The sequence below is a fragment of the Lachnoclostridium phytofermentans genome, from assembly GCF_000733755.1.
In the GTDB taxonomy this organism is placed as follows: Bacteria; Bacillota; Clostridia; order Lachnospirales; family Lachnospiraceae; genus Lachnoclostridium; species Lachnoclostridium phytofermentans_A.
In genome coordinates this window covers 186,391-204,478 of sequence record NZ_JPOF01000001.1, presented here as the reverse complement: position 1 = coordinate 204,478, position 18,088 = coordinate 186,391, and the positions used below count along the sequence as shown (strand labels likewise).

Here is an 18,088-nt window from a genome sequence, read left to right as displayed (position 1 = left end):
TAAATTCTCTCCACATCTAAGAATTCTTTGTATTTTATGCTTACTTATCACTCTGTTATTCTCAATTCTTTCTACCCTCTTTTAGCTTGGTAATAGGAATGAAATCTTTTGGCTTCGAAGGATGTTCCTCTAAGATTTTTTCCATCCAGACCATATCATACCAACGATTTAGCTTATAACCACACTTTGTAAAATGAGCTACTGTTTTATATCCAAGATGCTCATGAAAAGCAATGCTATCTGGATTTGGATAAGCAATACAAGCATTCATATTAATGATATTTTGCCTTTTCACTATCTCTTCTAATTCTAAATACAATCTCTTACCAGTACCACTACTTCTTTGATTTTGTTTGATATAAATTGTTGTTTCTACTGCCCAATCGTAAGCAGCGCGCTCTTTAAAAGAAGATACATAGGCATACCCTATAATCTCTTCCTTTTTTATTGCCACCAAATAGGGATATCGAGTCAAAATCTTAGCAATTCTATTCTCAAATTCCTGAACCGTTGGCACGGTGTATTCAAATGTTATAGCTGTCTCTCTTACATAAGGTGCATAAATTTCTAGTAGTTTTGGTGCATCTGAGGTTGTCGCCATACGTATCGTTACTTCTTCCATTGAAACCTTCCTTTCTGCCTCTGCAAGGACTTAGTTTCTTTGTAAAGTCCTATTGATGTAACCTTATGTTGTTATAATCGTCTTACTGGATAAAAGAAATACAGTTGACCATTTTCTTCCGGGCAAAAATAGTCAAACGCTGCACCTACTAAAGAAAGCCCACTTTCTTTTATATATTCTAATCCTCTTACAAATGCTTCTCTGGAATCTCCTATTACCTTTCCATATACATATTCATAAGATGGTACTGTCCATTTCACCCATCCACTAGGACAAATAGCATCCTCGGTAACTTGAGCGCCTGCAAGATAAAGGCCCTTGGTGAAGTTGTCCTCCCAAGGCCTATAAGACCTAGTAGAATCACTCATGAGCCCCCAAATACCAAGCAACACCCCACTCTCATCCTTTAGAGCAAGATGCTCTATCTCTCTAAAATTTCCATTCGCTTCTTCCCATAATTGCTTAATAAATCCTTCCCCATCCTCTGTGGAACCTTCTTTTCCAATCACAGAAAAGGAAGGCATCTGACATTTCTCAAATTCCATACCCATACAATTTACTCCCCCTTTCAATTTATCATACTTATGTACTAGCTTGATTTTCAATCTTTAATAACATCTCTTTCACAGGAATACCAGCTCCAAAACCAACTAAAGAACCACTAGCTCCTATGACCCTGTGGCAAGGCACGATTATTAAAATAGGGTTATGATGATTGGCACCACCCACCGCTCGTGCACCTTTTGGAGAACCGATCTGCGTTGCAACCTCTCCATAACTTCTTGTCTCCCCATAAGGTATTTTCCTTAATTCCTCCCAAACCTTTATTTGAAAGCTAGTACCTTCTAATCGAATTGGTATATCAAAGGTGGTTCTTTTTCCTTCAAAATACTCCTGTAATTGCAGATAGGTCGTTTTTATCAGTTCAGTTTCTCGTATCTGTTCTGGCTCACTTCCTTCAAATACCGATACACCAACTATCCTATTTCCATCCTCTACTATTCGTAATTTCCCTATCTTTGTATTGTAGTAAAAGACATTACTCATATCATCCCCCTAAATCAATTATGATAAATCAATTGGACATTTATTTCATATTTTCTTACAGTTCTTACCTTTTCTTATTATAGAATAGTTCCTATACGAATAGCAATAAGAACCTTACTCTTAGCTATAAATTTTTAGTTTTACATTTCCAGACATTTTTATAAAATTTGTTATAAAAAATTCACACATCATACATAAATATTTGGTATAATGACAAGTACAAGTATTTCATACCTTGTCCCGATTCTTAAAAACCAGAAGGGGAGTCCGTGTATGAAGGGAAGCATAAAGGGAGGATAACATGGAAAAAGAAAAAGAACCCGTAATGAGTTTGAGCAAGGAAAGAAAGATTGCTCGTAAAAAAGAAATTGAACAAATGAAACGTAATGCCGTAATTTCAAAGATTGTATCAATCTGCGTTGTCGTGGTATTATGCGTTGGTCTAGTATCCTATATCGGATATAGCATTTATCGTAGAGCAACCAGAGTTACACCTAACAGCAATTACAGCTCACAGTTAAATGACAATGGTTTTATTGATGGTGTGGAAGCATCCTCTTTACTCAATTTAGTTGATTATAAATCAATCAAAGTTCCACTATCAGAAGTAGAATATAGTGATGAATCTGTTGCAAAAGATATTGAAAAAGCCGTAGAAGCGAAAAAAACTTTAAACAAAGAAACAGATGCTGCTATTGCAGATGGTACCATTGTTAACATAGACTATGTTGGAACTGTTGATGGTAAGGAGTTTGAAGGCGGTAATACAAACGAAAAAGGAGCCGACTTAAAGATTGGTTCTAACACTTATGTTGATGATTTTGAAAAACAGTTAATTGGTCATAAGATTGGTGACGAGGTCACTGTTAATGTAACTTTCCCAGATGACTATGAAAATAAAGAATTAGCAGGAAAAGATGCAGAGTTTAAAGTTGTAATTAACGGAATTTATGATGTGCCTGAGTTTACAGATGCATTTGTAAAGGAGAATTTATCCGAGTATGCATCTAATGTAGAAGATTACAAAAAATACTTAAAAGATACAAATTATGCTAGTAACCTAACTAAATATATTGAAACATATTTAGCAGATAATACTACCGTAATAAGCTATCCAGAAAAGTATGTGAAACAATTAAAGAGCATCATGAAATTTGAAGAACAAAGCTATTATGAGGCTATGAATCAGTATTATCTTGAGAATTTAGGTACTCAGGCATTCAGAAGCTTTGAAGAATATACTGGTATGTCTGAATCAAAATACGATAAGTACTTAACAGAACCAGTACAAAAGCAAGTAAAAGCTAATTTAATTTACCAAGCTATTCTTGAAAAAGAGGGTATCTCCGTTTCAGAAGCAGATTATATATCTTACTTAGAAACTCAAGGTAAGACAAAAGAAGATTATGACAAGGAAGTAGAATCCTATGGTAAGGGTTTTGTTATTCAAAAGATGGTGAAGATCAAGGCTCTTGAATTAGTTAAAGGGATGGTTACTGTAGAATAAGGAAATAGAAGAGGCCAGCATAAAGATTATTGATAATATGTCTTTCATCAAACTCTTAGGTCACTATGTTTTTTATTAATTGTAACATATAACGCTTAGGTTACTTTGTTATTTAATAATCACTAACTTTAGAAGCAAACCCCTTTTGTTAGACAAATATATATATCTAACGAAAGGGGTTAATATTATGCAGTAAAATAGAGGTGCTACACCTAGTGTAACAGCTCTATCTCTAATTTCTTTTATTTCTATGGGTCGCTACTTGAAAGTATTCGTCGTGACTTTATCGCTTTCTGTTTTCTGCATTAGTTTCTTGAATTTATTAGATTATTTTGGAACTTTTCATATAGATCACCTTTTCATGGTTGATTTTCCACTGATGTATCCTACTGCTATCTCATGATTAGGATCAGAGATGGCTGTGATTTCATTCCTCCATTTTTTCTGGTTCATATACTTCACCATTTTCCTCAAATGTTAATATGTAATCAACCTCCGCCTCTTGCTTACAAGCAGCAACTTTTTTAGCACGATAGAATACCTCTTTATATTGCTCCAGTGAGGCAGTATTTTTCTTTATGTACCTTTCATAAGTAATTAAGGTCCGAAGGATAGGAGTACATAATTTCTGGCTCTTAAGTCTCTCTACCACATTACTATAAAAGGTTTGAATCGTATCAGTATCAGCCTGCCGAAGAATTAATAGATAGAGTCGTTCACTGTTAATCCTAATTTTCTTACCAAGTAGCATATCCTGATAGTATTCTTCCATCCTCATCAGTAACTCTTCCGCCTTATCTATCTTTCTTTCCTTTAGATATTTACTATAGAGTATCCATTCCAGATAATAATTAATAGGTTCAGACCATATAGCATTTTCACTAAGTTTCAGATAATTCTCACTGATATCTTCTAGTTTTTTCCCTTGAGAAAACCATGCATTACATTCTAGTTGCTTAAAAAAAGCTTCCTTTGCTGTTTTGTCTCTTATTATAGCTAAAATATTTGCACCATCATTATTGGTGCCTGAAAGTTGTAATGGAACTAAATTAAGTACCGTTAATATCATCCCATAACAAAAGAAAACAAACCACATAATTTCAAGTAGTGACGTTGATACAAAAAAATAAAGCAAACCAGAAAATATTGCCGCTAGAAAGGTAGCTATCCCACCACCTGCGTGATAAATAAGACACGGAGAATCCAGACTCCAATTAGAAGGAGGTATCATCAAGCATTGACCACTTGAACCTGGTACATATCTTTTTTCAATGACGTATTCTTTATCTTTTTTTATAATGCAATATGAAAAAATACGAAATGATTGGAAACGATAAGACGTTATAATACCTCCAACCAAATGTCCTGCTTCGTGTATTATTATGAATAAAATACCTGCCAACCATATAAAAAAGATTGCAGAAAACCAGAAGTTTGAATTCTGTTTAGTAAATAGAACTCTATTGGTTATTAGCCCAATGCCAACTCCTAATATCGTACAGGTAATGAAATAAATGATTCCGCTTTTTATCTGTCTTTTATCCCTTGTATTACGGCGTATAAATAGTTTTTCCACATATTCTTTCGTCCACAAAGGCTTATCTTTAATGAAACACACCTCCAAACTTATTTTTCTATTACTTAAATCACATAACCTTTTTATGCTTTACGAGTCATAAACTCTTGGATGTATTCTCCACTCTTCTCCTATATATATACCTAATTACTAGCTAGTATGCGTGTATTGTCCACACCTGTTCCTAATGTTACATGGTTTGTTTCCTTAGCCATGTACTTTATTGCACTTCTTGGTAATTTTCTTGGTGTCATTGTTGTTGATAAAATGTAAATATTTTTTATTTTGATGCGATAAAATAAGTTTCTCATGCGTTATATCTATAGAAACAGCAAAGAGGCAGTCTGCAGACTATGATCTTTACATTTCATTTAGTTGTAACAAGAAAAGCACGCTTTGCGAGCTTAACCTAGTAATAAATCAGGAGGATTATCAAATATGAAAACAAAAACCGTAAACAAAAAATTATTATCCATTGGAATTATCACAACTACCCTTTTCGTTCTAGTTATGTTTGCTATTTACTTGTTAGCACCATCTCGTTACCTCGCCCTTGATATCAACCCAAGTGTTGAGTTTCGTTTAAACCGCTTAGGTCAGGTAGTATCAGTGCATGCAGTAAATGAAGATGCTAAAGTTTTACTAAAAGATTACCACATCAATGACCATTCCTTAGAAGCAGTTCTTGATGATATTTCAATTCTCTTAGTAAACGCTGGCTATCTCGGAAGTCACAAAGAAAATGACATCTTAATTACCGTAGAGAAAACAAGTGATTCTACAGAAATTTTATCTAAAGTAAATGCAATCATCGAAAAAGTATTGAATCAGAACCAGATTTCAGCTACTATTTTAACCCAAAGTATTGATATTAATCAGGATTTAACACTAGACGCAAATCAAAACCAAATCTCAGCTGGTAAGATGGCAATTATTAAGCGTTTACTTGCACAGGATCCTTCTTTAACACCAAAGGAGTTATCAGAAACTAAATTAAGTGATTTGCTAGCATATGCAGTCCAGAATAACTTAACCATCGAAGAGTTAGCTGACCAGCTTGATGATCTGGATGATCTTTATGGCGATGATATCGTAGAGGCTTTGGAAGAAAGTATCGATGACCTTGAAGACATGGAAGATGCTAATGTAGATGATGAGGACAATGTTGATAATAAGGACGACTTTGATGTAGATGACATGGACGACTCTGACGTGGATGACATGGACGACTCTGATGTGGATGACATGGACGACTCTGACATGGATGACATGGACGACTCTGATGTGGATGACATGGACGACTCTGATGTGGATGACATGGACGACTCTGATGTGGACGACATGGACGACTCTGATGTGGATGACATGGACGACTCTGATGTGGATGACATGGACGACTCTGACGTGGATGACATGGACGACTCTGATGTGGATGACATGGACGACTCTGACATGGACGAGAGAAACTACTTTGATAATAATAACGGAGATGACTCTGACATGGATGACATGGACAACTTTTACGATCACGATGGAGACGGCTCTGGTGTTGACGATAAGAGCGACTTTGATGATAATAACGGAGATGACTCTGACGTTGAGGACTAAAGCACTCTTTAATGAATACAAGAGCAGCTCTGATATTAATAATGGGGATGACATTGCTGACAAAACGGCTTATAATTTAAATACAATCAAAATCGGGATGCTATATCTAACAATAAAACCAGGGAGAAAACAAACTCCTTGGTTTCCAAAGAAAAAACTATATCATCTTAAAAATGAATCTGTGTGCTTCAAAGCACGTCTACAATAACGAAGAAGAGGAAGAAGTATAATTATCATTGAAACAGTATTCTAAGCACCTTATTCCATTCCTCGCTTTCTTATTGTACTAATCCATAGATATCACGAAGCAACTCCGATTCATAGAAAGGAATATAAGTATATGCTGTTTACTATGATTATCGATGGGGAACCAACTACCCCTCGCCCAAAACAATGTAAAATTGAAGAATCTCTGTTTCAAAGAATAGGGAAAGATGACCGTGATGCCTTTGAGGAGCTATATCGCCTTACAGAGAGAGCTGTCTATACTTATGTCCTTTCTATGGTCAAAAATGCCGATGATACTTGTGATATTGTACAGGAAACGTACTTAAAGATTCGTGCCAGTGCACATCTTTATATTCCGCAAGGCAAACCTCTAGCATGGATTTTTACGATAGCTCGTAATCTAACGTTAAGCTATTTTCGAAGCCGTAAGCCTATCATCGACATAGGAGAATGCTGGGAAGAGGATAATGTCACCTATTCTTATGTACAAGATCCTACAGACCGCATAATTCTAAAGAGTGCCTTAGAAATATTAGGGGAAGAGGAAAGAAAAATACTATTACTTCATGCTGTTTCCGGTTTAAAGCATCGTGAAATTGCAAAACTTTTCAAGCTTCCACTATCTACAATACTCTCCCGCTATCAGCGTTCCATACAGAAACTAAAAAAATATCTCTCGGAAGGAGGTGTGTTTGATTGAAGCAACAGGTCATTACATCCTTACAACAAGCCATAGAGTCGCTACCTCACCCTTTAGTGGAACAATTGGCAACTTCTCCTGTTATCAAGTTGACAGAACATGACTTTATAACCCGCCAAGAGCTAACAAAGAAAAAATCCTTCTTTTCATTTAGAAAAATTGCAATTGCCTTTTGCTGTCTCTGCATAATATTTGCAGCCACAATAAACCTTTTACACACAGGCAGTCAAACTCCTTATAGTTTTCTTACTTTAGATGTAAACCCAGGTTTTGAAATCCTTTTAAATCATAAGAATGATATTATTTCCATACAGGGTATTAATGAAGAAGCTAAAGTATTGCTAAAAGATTCTTCTTATAAAAGCTCCTCCATTCAGGATACCTTAAACGATTTAATATTACGATTAGTGGAAGCAAACTATATCACCATAGAACATAATACCATATTATTAACCATTCAATGTAAGGATGAATCTTACCTTGATGAACTTGAGAAGAACCTAACTAATACAATTCAATCAACCTTACACCAAGAAAACATATCTCCAAACCTTGTAATCCAGAAAAAGAAAGAAAATGCTCCTACTTCTCTTCCAAGCAAAGATATTACCTCAGGGAAGCAATACTTTATTAATTCCATCTTATCCAAATATCCAGAACTATCTGGAGAAAAGCTAGAATCTCTATCCTTAGATGAGTTGTTGACTCTGTTAGCATCTGGTTCCTTGCCAGCGTTATCTGATAAAGTAATCCTACCATCAGAAGAAGACGATAAGGATGATATCTTAGATAGCACGGATGAAAAAGAAGATGAGGAAGAATTCGAAGATAACGATGAGGAAGATTCCTCCGATGACGATGATCGAGAAGACAATACAAAAGATACTGATAATGATTCTGAAGACGACTCCTTTGATGACGATGATTTTGACAATGAAGATACAACAGAAAATGATGCAGATACTAGCACTTTTGATGAGGAAGATGAGGATTCCGAGGATAAAAAAAAGGAAGATACCAGAGAAACAGAAGTTGAAGAGGATGAGGATATCAATACAAATGTGAACGATGATGTCGAAGATTCTATTGAGGATACCAGTATTCAAAATGATAACGGTATACAAGATGAAGAAGAATCAAAAAATTATTATGATGAAGATTCTTCCACCGATTCAGAACATAACTCAGATATTGATTCAGATTCCAATGATACGAATTAGGCTACTAACTCTTCTGATAGTTTAGAGGAATAAAACAAAAAAAGTACGCTTCGCGAACTTTTCATTGTCATGAATAAAGAAGGCTACTATAAAATAATAATCCTTAAAGACATTAGGATTACCATTTTGAAGTAGCCTTTTTCCATTGTTCCCTAATAACATTTACTATCTCTTTTATCGAAGAAACTATATAGCTACATAAAATACTCTTCTATCTTACTCTAAGGTAACTTACTACCTATCTGTTCTTTCAACCGTATTACGAGAAGAATATTGCAAAAATCACATTATTTAGACATAAAAAAGGAGAGTTTAAATTGACTTTTAACTCCCTTTTTCTATATATAGCATACCATAAAACCAACATTTTTTCAAGACTTGTAATGATTTTACAGTAGCCGTATAATGAGCTACTACAATCGAAAGGAGTGTTCTATGGATAGTAATCTTTTTGAATTAATTCTTTTGCAAAATAAGAAAAATGAGCTAGCAACACTGATATCCTGCAATGATAAAACGGAGCAATTTGGTTTAACTTTAACGAAAGAGGATGCAGAAGAACTTATGGTTTGCCGAAACGAAAGCCTTAGAAAACACAAGCGAGTGGAATTTAATAATGGTATCTTAGACAAGCTAATTTTCGCCTTTTGCGATTCGCAGTACATGAATCAAGACAACTACGTAGAACTCTTAGAAGAACTCCAGGATGTCTTCTATGAATTTAAGAATGAATCCGAAGATAAATTAACAGACGATGAACTCATCACTTTTATGAAAGAACAGTTTGAATCTGTCTGTTTCGGAGACATTGAATACCTCTCCGGTACCTGTCTTGAGAGATTTTGTACCGCTATTCGAGCTGGATATGAAGGTTATCAAAAGACTGGTGGATTTCATGAATACGAACAATTTTCTGAAGAAGCTAGATGGGATAAAGACCTCTACCTCGAAGTATTAAGGGAGTTATGCTGGAGATAACCTTGAAATTAAATCACCTATCTTCAACACCTTAAACAATAAAAAGTACGCTTCGCGAACTTTTCCTTGTCATGAATTAGATGCGCGCTAATGCACGCAGATGGGAGTTAACATGGAGTATACAATAGAAGATTTGCTACCCATTGTGGCGAAATTAACCGAGAAATATACCTCAAAAGAAAGCAGTTCTGTGACATATGAAACAGCAAGAATGCTTATGGAAACTGTTATTTACTGCATAAATGAAGCGGAAGCTGAGTATGATTCTTCGATCGTAGATGAGAAACAGCCTAACCTTTCCTTGTTATATGAACGAGGTTTAGACCTTGTGATAGAAAAGACAAAAGAAGCAAAGAATCTCTATGATCGCATCATAGATAACTTCGAAAACTATGGCTGTGTAAATTACAGTGATACTATCCTAAAAGGTATGCCTGCTTTCTTCACATGTTATGATGCCAAATTTCATCCACAAAACCATATTCTCACACTAGACTATCCACTCATCATAGATTTACCTAACCTATGCGGTATTGACTTGATATTAGCATATTTAAAAGGTGTCCTCCTGGAAAAACACTTCTTACATTGTTTTGACCGATTTACAATAAGAAATCTATTAATAAATATAATACCAGATTATCAAACACTATACTTTGATAACCTATCTTACCCTGTCTTATTAAATGCAGTAGGCCGCAGCATTGTCAAAAAACCATTAAAAACTCTACTGTTAAAATATAGCGACTGTGATTTGATCAAAGCTTATTTTAATGGAGACGATGTTTATGCAATGGAGCAGAAGATAAAACTATTAATTCAAACCATAGTTTCACCTCTTGGAGATGATATCGCACAAATTTATTTTACTAAGGCAGCGAAGGATTATGCAGCAAGAATTCAAATGGGGATACAATATGGTACTCTCGATCGGATATTTCTTTGTACGGTGTGATTACGAAATACTAACATGCTATTTATTTAGAATGTGTTATCTTATGTATCTTTAATAATATAGTTAATCCCCTTGGAATTAGTAGCTTTCATCATTTCTACTAAAGTAGCTCACTGATAAAGAAGTGACGTTTTTCATCACATCCTTATCAGCGAGCTGTTTTGGGTTTACATTATTAAGATATTGGCTTTTAAGTACTGATTTTGATAGCGGTTTTAGCCCCTCTGCTTATTCAGCTTATTCCATCCAATCAATAATAAACTCATAAAAACTAAGGTAATGATAAATAGAATAACTGTGAGATGATCTAGCATCCCATTTATGTATTATATAGTGGAAATCTCAATTACTAATAGTAATTATAGATGTCGTTCCCTATTTGCAAATTAATCCATACTCTCTGGTAAGCAAAGCATCTCTTAATTCCTTCTCAGTGTAGAGCTTTTGAGGGAATATCATCCCTCCAAATGCCAAATCTCCCAGTTGATGATAATCACTGCCAGAAGTCTTAATTAGATGAGGATATTGATTTGCAAAATCCATAGCAAGGTGGTTTCTGCTATCATGACGTGGATTTCCGTTATAAACTTCAACTCCATCCAGATACTGATGATCCTCCTGCGTACAATAACCTCGATATGGATGAGCCTGAACCACAATTCCTCCTGCTCCCCTTACCTCTTGAAGTAATTCTTTCATCGACAAGGTATAGAGTTTTGGATATTCATAAAGAAATTCTGGTTCTAGCCCGTAAAGTAAAAACTCATTCCTTGATCCCAGAAGGCATGCTTCAATTCCAAAAAATACAGTAATCCCTATCTCTTCCCCCTGATCTTTTGCAATTTTGTAACCGGTTAAATATTTTGCTACTTTCTCCCGGTCGCTTCCTATAAAGCCACTCAAGACATAATCATTAAAATGGTCTGTTATTACAATCCCATCGTAGAATGCTTTTTTATACTCTCTTACACCAGCTGCTGCCCTTACCATCGCACAAGGACTGACCTCACTTGTATGCATATGCATTTCGACCTTCATAACAACCTCCAATCCCGCGCAATTACACGCATATTAGTTTATGAGAAAATGAGTACGACCACTTTAAAAAGTTCACACTCTATAATCTCAATCCATTGCTATATTCTCTTCCTTATAAAAAAACATCATGATAAAACCAATGAGCAGGAATAAAGTGCTGATAATAATGGCTTTTTCTTGTAATAACCTAACACTTACATTTCCAAGAATAGCACCTATTACAAAGAAGCATATGATTGTAAAATACAATATTCCTCGTAATGCCGCTTTCTTCTCTTTTGTATACAGAAATTCACAGATAGCATTCGTTGCAGAACGCAGATTTCCAATACACATTGTAGTAGCGGCCACATTGCCGTTGATTTTTCGAAAGCTTTCTACCTGGATTCCACAAGCAAACGAAGTAATGCTATTCGCTAATAGGTTTAAACTCTGCGGCAGAAAGCCGACAAGAAGCAACACGGCAGCTTCAAAGAGAATTGTAATCTGCCTCCAATGAATCACCTTCTTATCTTTTCGATGCAACTGTACCATATTGGTAAGTGCCAGTCCTAAAACAAATGCTAAGATCGGACAAAGATACTTAAGTGCAAGTTGCCAATTTCCTTCGGAAAGATTGACTCCACATAATAATATATTACCGGTCTGCGCGTTCGCAAAGACCTTTCCTCTACATACATAAGAGTATGCATCCATAAATCCACCCGAAAGTGCTAATATTATCCCTAGTTGTAACGATTCTGAAATCTGCTTCTGCTTTTTCATGCTGACCATTCCTTTGACTTCTTGCTTTTGATTTCTTGCTTTTGGCTCCTTGCTTTTTACATTTCTATGTATCATCTAATTTGGTTAGTGCTAATGAATAAATCCAAATTTTTTCTTTGCATGTATCTATCAGGAGATAGTAGCTGTACATAACTCAGTACCCTTGATTTTTCTTATTCCGTGAATCTCCCTTATTTTATTATATATTCATCATACTTTCAGGTAAGCTAAATAAAAATACGCATACTACCATTTTCTTAACATAAGAAATGATTTCTTTTCTTTCTATACTTATAAATATAGTGATTTAAATATAGTGATTACTATCACATCTTTTCTTATATAATAGAATAATGAAATCACCAACTGCTGTCAATATAGGATAAATAAATGAACTGGCTGTTTCTCTCCTATCCTATGCGAAAATATTAAGGAAGTAACCTATTGAACCTTACATAGGCAGGTGTAATTATATTTTTATAATACAGATGCTATGAAAGCCAATCTTAACAACTTTCCTGAGACAATGGAAAAACTTCAAAATATAAAGGAAAATAGCAACGAATATATTACTAAGTCAAAAGAGTTAATGCAAAAGCTTACAGAAAACTTAACCCGGGATGTAACATCTCGGGAAGTTCAAGAATTAGTAAAAGAAATGATTTCGTTAAGTAGCGAGGTTACCAAAGGAATCGATATGGGCAGTAATTATTGGGATATGGTCATAGAAGGGTATCTTCACAATGAACAGATGATACAGATAAATGATAACTTATATGGAGTAGGGGCCTCTGTGTTTATTGGAAGGGCACTGACGGAGTATTTTAAGTAGTGTTTTGAAAATAGTGCTGGGCATGTTAAAAACCGTTAGATTTTCTAACGTTGTTTTTTAACATGCCCAGCACTATAGATAATAGCTGCAAAAAGAATCAATAGGAAATAAACAAGAATATCCCAGACATCAATTAGAGGCTCCCCGATCTGCTTTAATAATATAAAATTGATTCCAAAGGACAATGGAATTCCAAGTATCAATGCAAGCGAAGCAGATCGATATCTGGACCACTTGGTTTTCACTAATAATCCATATACAATCCACAGATATAGGAAAGAGGCGATGGAAACAGGAATACCAATAAGCATAATGAGACTATCTATCCCGATTATCTGCTCCAACACATAAAGATAGGGGATAGTGAAAAGGCTTGTACTAATTAAGGAGATAAAAACTCCCCTCTTTCTCCAAATAACCGCAGGAATAGCAAGTAACCACACATAAATCATGGAACTGATGGGATACCATGACCAAGTTATTTTACCTGTGATAGCAAAATCGCAGATAAGACAAACCATAGTCCCAAGAACGAAAAGAGAAGTTATCGTTACTGCAAATGCTTTTCGGATATCCCGTGATTTACGCTTTGTTACTTTATCTGCATACTGGATAGTAGACTCAACAATCAAATCTGCATCAGTCGCCGAAGACATAGGTGATTTTTCTCCATTTAATAATTCACTCGTAGTCACTCCCAATAGGTCTGATAGTGTAGATAATAACGAGATATCTGGGCAACTTAATCCTCGCTCCCATTTGGAAACAGCTTTATCGGTAACACCTAGTTTCGCTGCCAGCTCTTTTTGTGTTAGCTTACTCTTTTTACGCTGTTTGAGAATTAATAATGCCATTTTTTCATTATCCATCTTAACGTTTCCTTTCCATTCGCTTATTTACACTATCAGTATAACGTCATATAAACAAACATTTCAACCGACCATTGGTTGAAAATGCAAAGTAAACCAATGGTAGAATTACGCTTTAATCGCCCATCTCATCTTTGTAGAACGGGCACGTGGATTTCTATTACACTCTTCCGCCGATGGACGAATCACTTCTTCTGAAACCTCGCTGTAGATACCTTCTCGTTGTAAATTCTTAAAGGATTTCTTCACTAGCCTATCCTCTCCTGAGTGGAAGGTTAAGATTGCAACCCGCCCTCCTTTTGCTAATACATTCGGGAGCTTTTCTAAGAAACTGTATAATACTTCATATTCGTTATTCACATCAATACGCAATGCTTGAAAGGTTCTTTGACAAGTCTTCTTAATAGCTTCTTTTCGTTCCTTTTCCGGTATGAAAACTAGAACTTTACTTATAAGATCACGAAGTTTCGACGTTGTATCAATCTTATTTCCTCTTTTGATTTCATTTACAATCGCTCTTGAGATTTCTTCTGCATAAGGTTCATCCGAATTCTCAATTAACATTCCCTGTAACTCTGTTTGTGAAATGGCACTTAAACGTTCTGCTGCTGAAATTCCTTTCTCAGGATTTAATCGTAGATCCAGTGGCCCCTCTGTCTTAAAAGAAAATCCTCTGTCTGGATTATCAATCTGCATTGAGGAAACTCCTAAATCCGCCAATACAAAATCAAATAGTCCTGCTTCTTTCACAATCTCATCTATGTTAGCGAAATTAAGCTGTTTGATGGTTAGAATCTCAGGACCAAATCCAAGGTTTAGAAGGCGCTCTCTTGTTTTCACAATCTCAATCGGGTCAACATCAAGTGCATACATATGGCCTTTGGATTCTAGACATTTTAACATTTCCCTCGTATGACCGCCATAGCCAAGGGTTGCATCTAATCCTTTTTGTCCTGGTTTAATTTGCAGAAACTCTAAGATTTCATTCACGCAGATAGAGATGTGCATACCAGCTGGGGTACTGCCCTTTTGAATTACTTTTTCGATGGTGTCTGCATATTTTTCTGGTTGTCTTTCTTTATATTTTTCCTTATAGGTTTTTGGGTGAGTTCCTTTGTAACGGACACGGCGCTTGTGGGGTAGTTCTTGGGTGTCTGTGGGGTGTCCTTTCATAGAGTGTTCTATTAAGGGTTTCTCTTTCTCAATGATGGGGTGTTCTGTTAGGAGTTTCTCTGTTTCTGTTAGGCGTTTCTCTGTTTTGTTTTTATTTTGATTTGTCATAATATCTCCTCTTCGTTTCATAGAATCTTATTTTTCTATCACTATTACTTAATTCTTTCATAGAGTTCTTATTTCTCTCATAGAGTTCTTATTTCTCTCATAGAGTTCTTACTTGCCTATCACTACTAAATTTATTTCTATTCATAAATCTATTCTATCCCAAAATTTCTAAATATCTATCTAGTTCTTCTTCCATATAATCAGCAAGCATATAAATCATTTTACCAGTATTATTCTGTTCATCAAAGTCAGCAAAACATTCATAATATCGTTTTCTATCCGAAAATTTCACATTAATTGGTGGAAAACCCTGCTGCATCAATTCTAAGTTCATTAATAATCTTCCTGTACGTCCATTTCCATCGATAAATGGATGGATTCGCTCAAATTCCATATGAAACCTTGCCAGTCGTTCAATCAAATGGATCTTATTGACTCTCATACCATCTACCCTCATTAACTCTTCCATCTGTACTGGTACTAAAAATGGCTGCGGCGGCATATGTACAGAGCCCATAATACTAATCGGTATCTTGCGATACGCACCACGATCATGAGGTCTATCTATTAAGATTAAGGAATGAATTTCTTTTACTACCTTTTCTGATATTGGAACTTGTTTTGAAACCAGTTCTACAACATATAAAAATGCTTCTTTATGGCCTACTACTTCAAGATGATCTTTTAATGGCTTTCTATCAATTGTGATACCTTCCAGCACTAACGCTGTCTCTTGTAAAGTTAAGGTATTCCCCTCTATCGCATTCGAGTTGTAAGTAAACTCGATTAAAAACTCTTCTCTTAATCGTTCTAGTTCCCCTTGTGTAGGAGGTCTTCTTTTCTGTAACTCCGCTTTCTTTGCATCTATTCGAGCAAATATTTCCCTAAATTCCGTCGGAATGTCTTTCCCCCTTAAAGTTCTTCCGTCCACTGGTTTTAGAGTATCAACAGGTATTCTATAATTTTTTCCGTCTTTTCGAATTCCAGAAATTTTTCCTTCCGAACACAATACTCGAATTCTTCGGTCACTGATATGCCATTTTAGGGATGCTTCTTTTACTGACATGTATTCCATTTATCTCACCTTCTTTCTTATATTGTAACATTCTTTTATACTTGCAATTTGCTTTATACATGCATTCTTACATTCTTTTATTTGTATCTTCTTTTATTCATATCTTCTTTTATTCATATCTACTTATCAACTTTTCTTGATTTCTTTTTTTCTTTATTTCTTCTTCACTTCTATTCTTCTTACTATAACAGTTTATCGGAATATTATCAATTTTTATCTTGAATTATTATTATCTATTATTCCTATTGAGAACTAAACGTAATCAATTATACATTAAATAAATTTAAAACCATATATTCTTAAGCAGTTTTCTATTCTTAGATAATTCATGAATAATTTAAATTTATCTAACAACCATACACTTTATCTATTAACCAAAGAAAAGCAGGAATCTTTAAGATTGATTCCTGCTCGTATATATAAAATGTCATCTTTTGTGCAATTGATTACTTTATAAGCTTTACTTTCCTACTTATAGGCTTTACTTTCTCACTTATAGGCTTTACTTTCTCACTTATAGGCTTTACTTTCTCACCTATCGCTTTGTTTTCTTTCTAAGACATCTCTTTTTTCATAGAATTTTATTATCTTTTTTAAAGGAAGTTTTATATCGTATGCGTTGTATTAAATTTATTTTACATTCAAGAAACTTAATCCGTGGAAAGTACTATATCAGTTCACATTTTTTTCTGTTTTACAAACTATAAAATCAGTACACTTATTGTTGACTCATCTACATTTACAGATACTAAATTCTAACGTTTGTGATTCTTGTCCATACCTTTACCTTTAAACAAAGGGTATTCACCACTTTCCTTTATCTTTTGATATTTTGTTGCATGATTTGCTTTGTAATTATCAACATCCGATCGATCAAGCAATTTTAGCTCTACTAATCTATCGAGAAGTTTGTTGTGTTCATTTATTTCATTTTCCAGTAAGGTATACACTTCGTCTTTTTGCGTTTGACTTAAAGAATTCCATCTTTCTCTTGCCGCTTTCATTTTCTTATCAAATTCGGCTTTTTTATCTTTAGTTTCACTACCGTCAGTATTAATTTCTGTTTGTGTTGTTGATTCCGTTTTTGTTTCGGCTGCTAAGGTTGTAATTGGGTTAAAACTTGCAAGTCCAATCACTCCGGCAATAGCAAAACTACTTAATTTAGCTTTGTTCATTTTGCACTTCTCCTTCCCAAAGCAATAAGTGCACTGATTTAGGAATAGTGTTCCCTGGAGATGTGATTAATTTGTGAACTTTTTGAGTTTAAGAAAATTACATGGATTATATCTTTAGATCAATCTTAATAATTCTTTTCTTGTAACACCTTATGCATTCATTTTTCAGTTAAAGATCGAATCAATAAACAAAATATAGTTAATTCTATAGAGCCTGTCCATTTTTAGTTTATCTTTCATATTCTGTATATTTCAAATTACTACCCTTTGCTTTTTCTACCGGATATTTTAAAGCATTCTTTTTCATTTTTTCATATAGTATTTCTGCCAAATCCATATTATTACGCTGGGCAAACCGAAGAATAAAAAAGAATGTATCAGCTAACTCTTCCTCTATACTACATCTTTTTACAGAGTCATTCAACATGTTCATCATATCTTCTTCACTTTTAAATCGGAATAAATCTAGCAATTCATTTGCCTCTGTTGATATTCCTATTGCAAGATCTTTGGGATTGTGGAACTGATCCCAATCCCTCTCTTCGCAAAAACTTTGAACCTTATCTTTTAAAACTTTAATCGATACATTACTCTCCATTTTCATACTCCTTA

18 protein-coding genes are annotated in these 18,088 nt (G+C 34.8%); 7 read left to right on the top strand and 11 right to left on the bottom strand.

The window, feature by feature from the left end:
• Positions 1 to 61 precede the first annotated feature (61 nt).
• The 3 genes from CC92_RS0100970 to CC92_RS0100960 form a co-directional block, all read right to left on the bottom strand.
• Positions 62 to 622 carry a GNAT family N-acetyltransferase gene (locus CC92_RS0100970; protein ID WP_029502261.1) on the bottom strand — a complete coding sequence of 187 codons (561 nt, stop codon included), beginning with the start codon at positions 620 to 622 and terminating at the stop codon, positions 62 to 64.
• 71 nt (positions 623 to 693) lie between these two features.
• The gene (locus tag CC92_RS0100965) at positions 694 to 1,173 is read right to left on the bottom strand and encodes a GyrI-like domain-containing protein (protein WP_330372708.1); all 480 of its coding nucleotides are present in this window, start codon (positions 1,171 to 1,173) and stop codon (positions 694 to 696) included.
• A 31-nt stretch (positions 1,174 to 1,204) separates the two neighbouring features.
• Entirely contained in the window at positions 1,205 to 1,669 is a 465-nt protein-coding gene (locus CC92_RS0100960; RefSeq protein WP_029502263.1) for a methylated-DNA--[protein]-cysteine S-methyltransferase, read from the bottom strand.
• 301 nt (positions 1,670 to 1,970) lie between these two features.
• Between CC92_RS0100960 and CC92_RS21310 the strand changes: the two genes are divergently transcribed.
• A complete protein-coding gene (locus CC92_RS21310; RefSeq protein ID WP_051650651.1) occupies positions 1,971 to 3,176 on the top strand; it encodes an FKBP-type peptidyl-prolyl cis-trans isomerase in 1,206 nt (401 codons plus the stop codon).
• A gap of 427 nt (positions 3,177 to 3,603) precedes the next feature.
• On the opposite strand, the gene CC92_RS0100950 is transcribed toward CC92_RS21310, so the two are convergent.
• Positions 3,604 to 4,752 carry a hypothetical protein gene (locus CC92_RS0100950; RefSeq protein ID WP_155998304.1) on the bottom strand — a complete coding sequence of 383 codons (1,149 nt, stop codon included), beginning with the start codon at positions 4,750 to 4,752 and terminating at the stop codon, positions 3,604 to 3,606.
• 438 nt (positions 4,753 to 5,190) lie between these two features.
• Between CC92_RS0100950 and CC92_RS22905 the strand changes: the two genes are divergently transcribed.
• From CC92_RS22905 to CC92_RS0100915, 5 genes are all read left to right on the top strand, one after another.
• Positions 5,191 to 6,360 carry a hypothetical protein gene (locus CC92_RS22905; RefSeq protein WP_051650652.1) on the top strand — a complete coding sequence of 390 codons (1,170 nt, stop codon included), beginning with the start codon at positions 5,191 to 5,193 and terminating at the stop codon, positions 6,358 to 6,360.
• 340 nt (positions 6,361 to 6,700) lie between these two features.
• Positions 6,701 to 7,288, top strand: coding sequence for an RNA polymerase sigma factor (locus tag CC92_RS0100935; protein ID WP_029502268.1), 588 nt, complete (start codon positions 6,701 to 6,703; stop codon positions 7,286 to 7,288).
• On the top strand, positions 7,285 to 8,508 hold the full coding sequence (locus CC92_RS0100930; RefSeq protein ID WP_029502269.1) for a hypothetical protein: 1,224 nt from the start codon (positions 7,285 to 7,287) through the stop codon (positions 8,506 to 8,508). The genes CC92_RS0100935 and CC92_RS0100930 overlap by 4 nt, the downstream gene beginning before the upstream one ends.
• 435 nt (positions 8,509 to 8,943) lie before the next feature.
• A complete protein-coding gene (locus CC92_RS0100920; protein WP_029502270.1) occupies positions 8,944 to 9,486 on the top strand; it encodes a DUF6323 family protein in 543 nt (180 codons plus the stop codon).
• 112 nt (positions 9,487 to 9,598) lie between these two features.
• Entirely contained in the window at positions 9,599 to 10,441 is an 843-nt protein-coding gene (locus CC92_RS0100915) for a DUF6179 domain-containing protein (protein ID WP_031420076.1), read from the top strand.
• A gap of 375 nt (positions 10,442 to 10,816) precedes the next feature.
• Here CC92_RS0100915 and CC92_RS0100910 read toward each other — a convergent pair whose 3' ends face one another.
• Positions 10,817 to 11,479: a PHP domain-containing protein gene (locus CC92_RS0100910; protein WP_029502272.1), complete on the bottom strand. Its 663-nt coding sequence runs from the start codon at positions 11,477 to 11,479 to the stop codon at positions 10,817 to 10,819.
• An 87-nt stretch (positions 11,480 to 11,566) separates the two neighbouring features.
• Positions 11,567 to 12,244: a YoaK family protein gene (locus CC92_RS0100905; RefSeq protein WP_029502273.1), complete on the bottom strand. Its 678-nt coding sequence runs from the start codon at positions 12,242 to 12,244 to the stop codon at positions 11,567 to 11,569.
• Between the two features lie 493 nt (positions 12,245 to 12,737).
• Here CC92_RS0100905 and CC92_RS0100900 point away from each other — a divergent pair, with 493 nt between their 5' ends.
• Complete coding sequence (locus tag CC92_RS0100900; RefSeq protein WP_051650653.1) at positions 12,738 to 13,076, top strand: TipAS antibiotic-recognition domain-containing protein; 339 nt, start codon at positions 12,738 to 12,740, stop codon at positions 13,074 to 13,076.
• A gap of 44 nt (positions 13,077 to 13,120) precedes the next feature.
• Here the strand turns inward: CC92_RS0100900 and CC92_RS0100895 are convergent, their stop codons facing one another.
• The 5 genes from CC92_RS0100895 to CC92_RS0100875 form a co-directional block, all read right to left on the bottom strand.
• A complete protein-coding gene (locus CC92_RS0100895; protein WP_029502275.1) occupies positions 13,121 to 13,945 on the bottom strand; it encodes a helix-turn-helix domain-containing protein in 825 nt (274 codons plus the stop codon).
• A gap of 108 nt (positions 13,946 to 14,053) precedes the next feature.
• On the bottom strand, positions 14,054 to 15,118 hold the full coding sequence (gene rsmH / locus CC92_RS0100890) for a 16S rRNA (cytosine(1402)-N(4))-methyltransferase RsmH (protein WP_029502276.1): 1,065 nt from the start codon (positions 15,116 to 15,118) through the stop codon (positions 14,054 to 14,056).
• A gap of 262 nt (positions 15,119 to 15,380) precedes the next feature.
• Positions 15,381 to 16,301 carry a Fic family protein gene (locus CC92_RS0100885; RefSeq protein WP_029502277.1) on the bottom strand — a complete coding sequence of 307 codons (921 nt, stop codon included), beginning with the start codon at positions 16,299 to 16,301 and terminating at the stop codon, positions 15,381 to 15,383.
• Positions 16,302 to 17,056: 755 nt separating this feature from the next.
• Positions 17,057 to 17,476: a hypothetical protein gene (locus CC92_RS0100880; protein WP_029502278.1), complete on the bottom strand. Its 420-nt coding sequence runs from the start codon at positions 17,474 to 17,476 to the stop codon at positions 17,057 to 17,059.
• Between the two features lie 229 nt (positions 17,477 to 17,705).
• Positions 17,706 to 18,074 (bottom strand): nucleotide pyrophosphohydrolase, encoded by a 369-nt coding sequence (locus tag CC92_RS0100875; RefSeq protein ID WP_029502279.1) that lies wholly within the window; start codon positions 18,072 to 18,074, stop codon positions 17,706 to 17,708.
• Between the last annotated feature and the right edge of the window lie 14 nt (positions 18,075 to 18,088).

Bases quoted from the DNA above. Each gene is read 5' to 3' on its own strand.
- CC92_RS22905 (WP_051650652.1), top strand. From the start codon at position 5,191: ATGAAAACAAAAACCGTAAACAAAAAATTATTATCCATTGGAATTATC.
- CC92_RS0100880 (WP_029502278.1), bottom strand. From the start codon at position 17,476: ATGAACAAAGCTAAATTAAGTAGTTTTGCTATTGCCGGAGTGATTGGA.
- CC92_RS0100915 (WP_031420076.1), top strand. From the start codon at position 9,599: ATGGAGTATACAATAGAAGATTTGCTACCCATTGTGGCGAAATTAACC.
- CC92_RS0100965 (WP_330372708.1), bottom strand. From the start codon at position 1,173: ATGGGTATGGAATTTGAGAAATGTCAGATGCCTTCCTTTTCTGTGATT.
- CC92_RS0100960 (WP_029502263.1), bottom strand. From the start codon at position 1,669: ATGAGTAATGTCTTTTACTACAATACAAAGATAGGGAAATTACGAATA.
- CC92_RS0100935 (WP_029502268.1), top strand. From the start codon at position 6,701: ATGCTGTTTACTATGATTATCGATGGGGAACCAACTACCCCTCGCCCA.
- rsmH (WP_029502276.1), bottom strand. From the start codon at position 15,118: ATGAAAGGACACCCCACAGACACCCAAGAACTACCCCACAAGCGCCGT.
- CC92_RS0100970 (WP_029502261.1), bottom strand. From the start codon at position 622: ATGGAAGAAGTAACGATACGTATGGCGACAACCTCAGATGCACCAAAA.
- CC92_RS0100905 (WP_029502273.1), bottom strand. From the start codon at position 12,244: ATGAAAAAGCAGAAGCAGATTTCAGAATCGTTACAACTAGGGATAATA.
- CC92_RS0100875 (WP_029502279.1), bottom strand. From the start codon at position 18,074: ATGGAGAGTAATGTATCGATTAAAGTTTTAAAAGATAAGGTTCAAAGT.
- CC92_RS0100920 (WP_029502270.1), top strand. From the start codon at position 8,944: ATGGATAGTAATCTTTTTGAATTAATTCTTTTGCAAAATAAGAAAAAT.
- CC92_RS0100910 (WP_029502272.1), bottom strand. From the start codon at position 11,479: ATGAAGGTCGAAATGCATATGCATACAAGTGAGGTCAGTCCTTGTGCG.
- CC92_RS0100895 (WP_029502275.1), bottom strand. From the start codon at position 13,945: ATGGATAATGAAAAAATGGCATTATTAATTCTCAAACAGCGTAAAAAG.
- CC92_RS0100900 (WP_051650653.1), top strand. From the start codon at position 12,738: ATGAAAGCCAATCTTAACAACTTTCCTGAGACAATGGAAAAACTTCAA.
- CC92_RS0100885 (WP_029502277.1), bottom strand. From the start codon at position 16,301: ATGGAATACATGTCAGTAAAAGAAGCATCCCTAAAATGGCATATCAGT.
- CC92_RS21310 (WP_051650651.1), top strand. From the start codon at position 1,971: ATGGAAAAAGAAAAAGAACCCGTAATGAGTTTGAGCAAGGAAAGAAAG.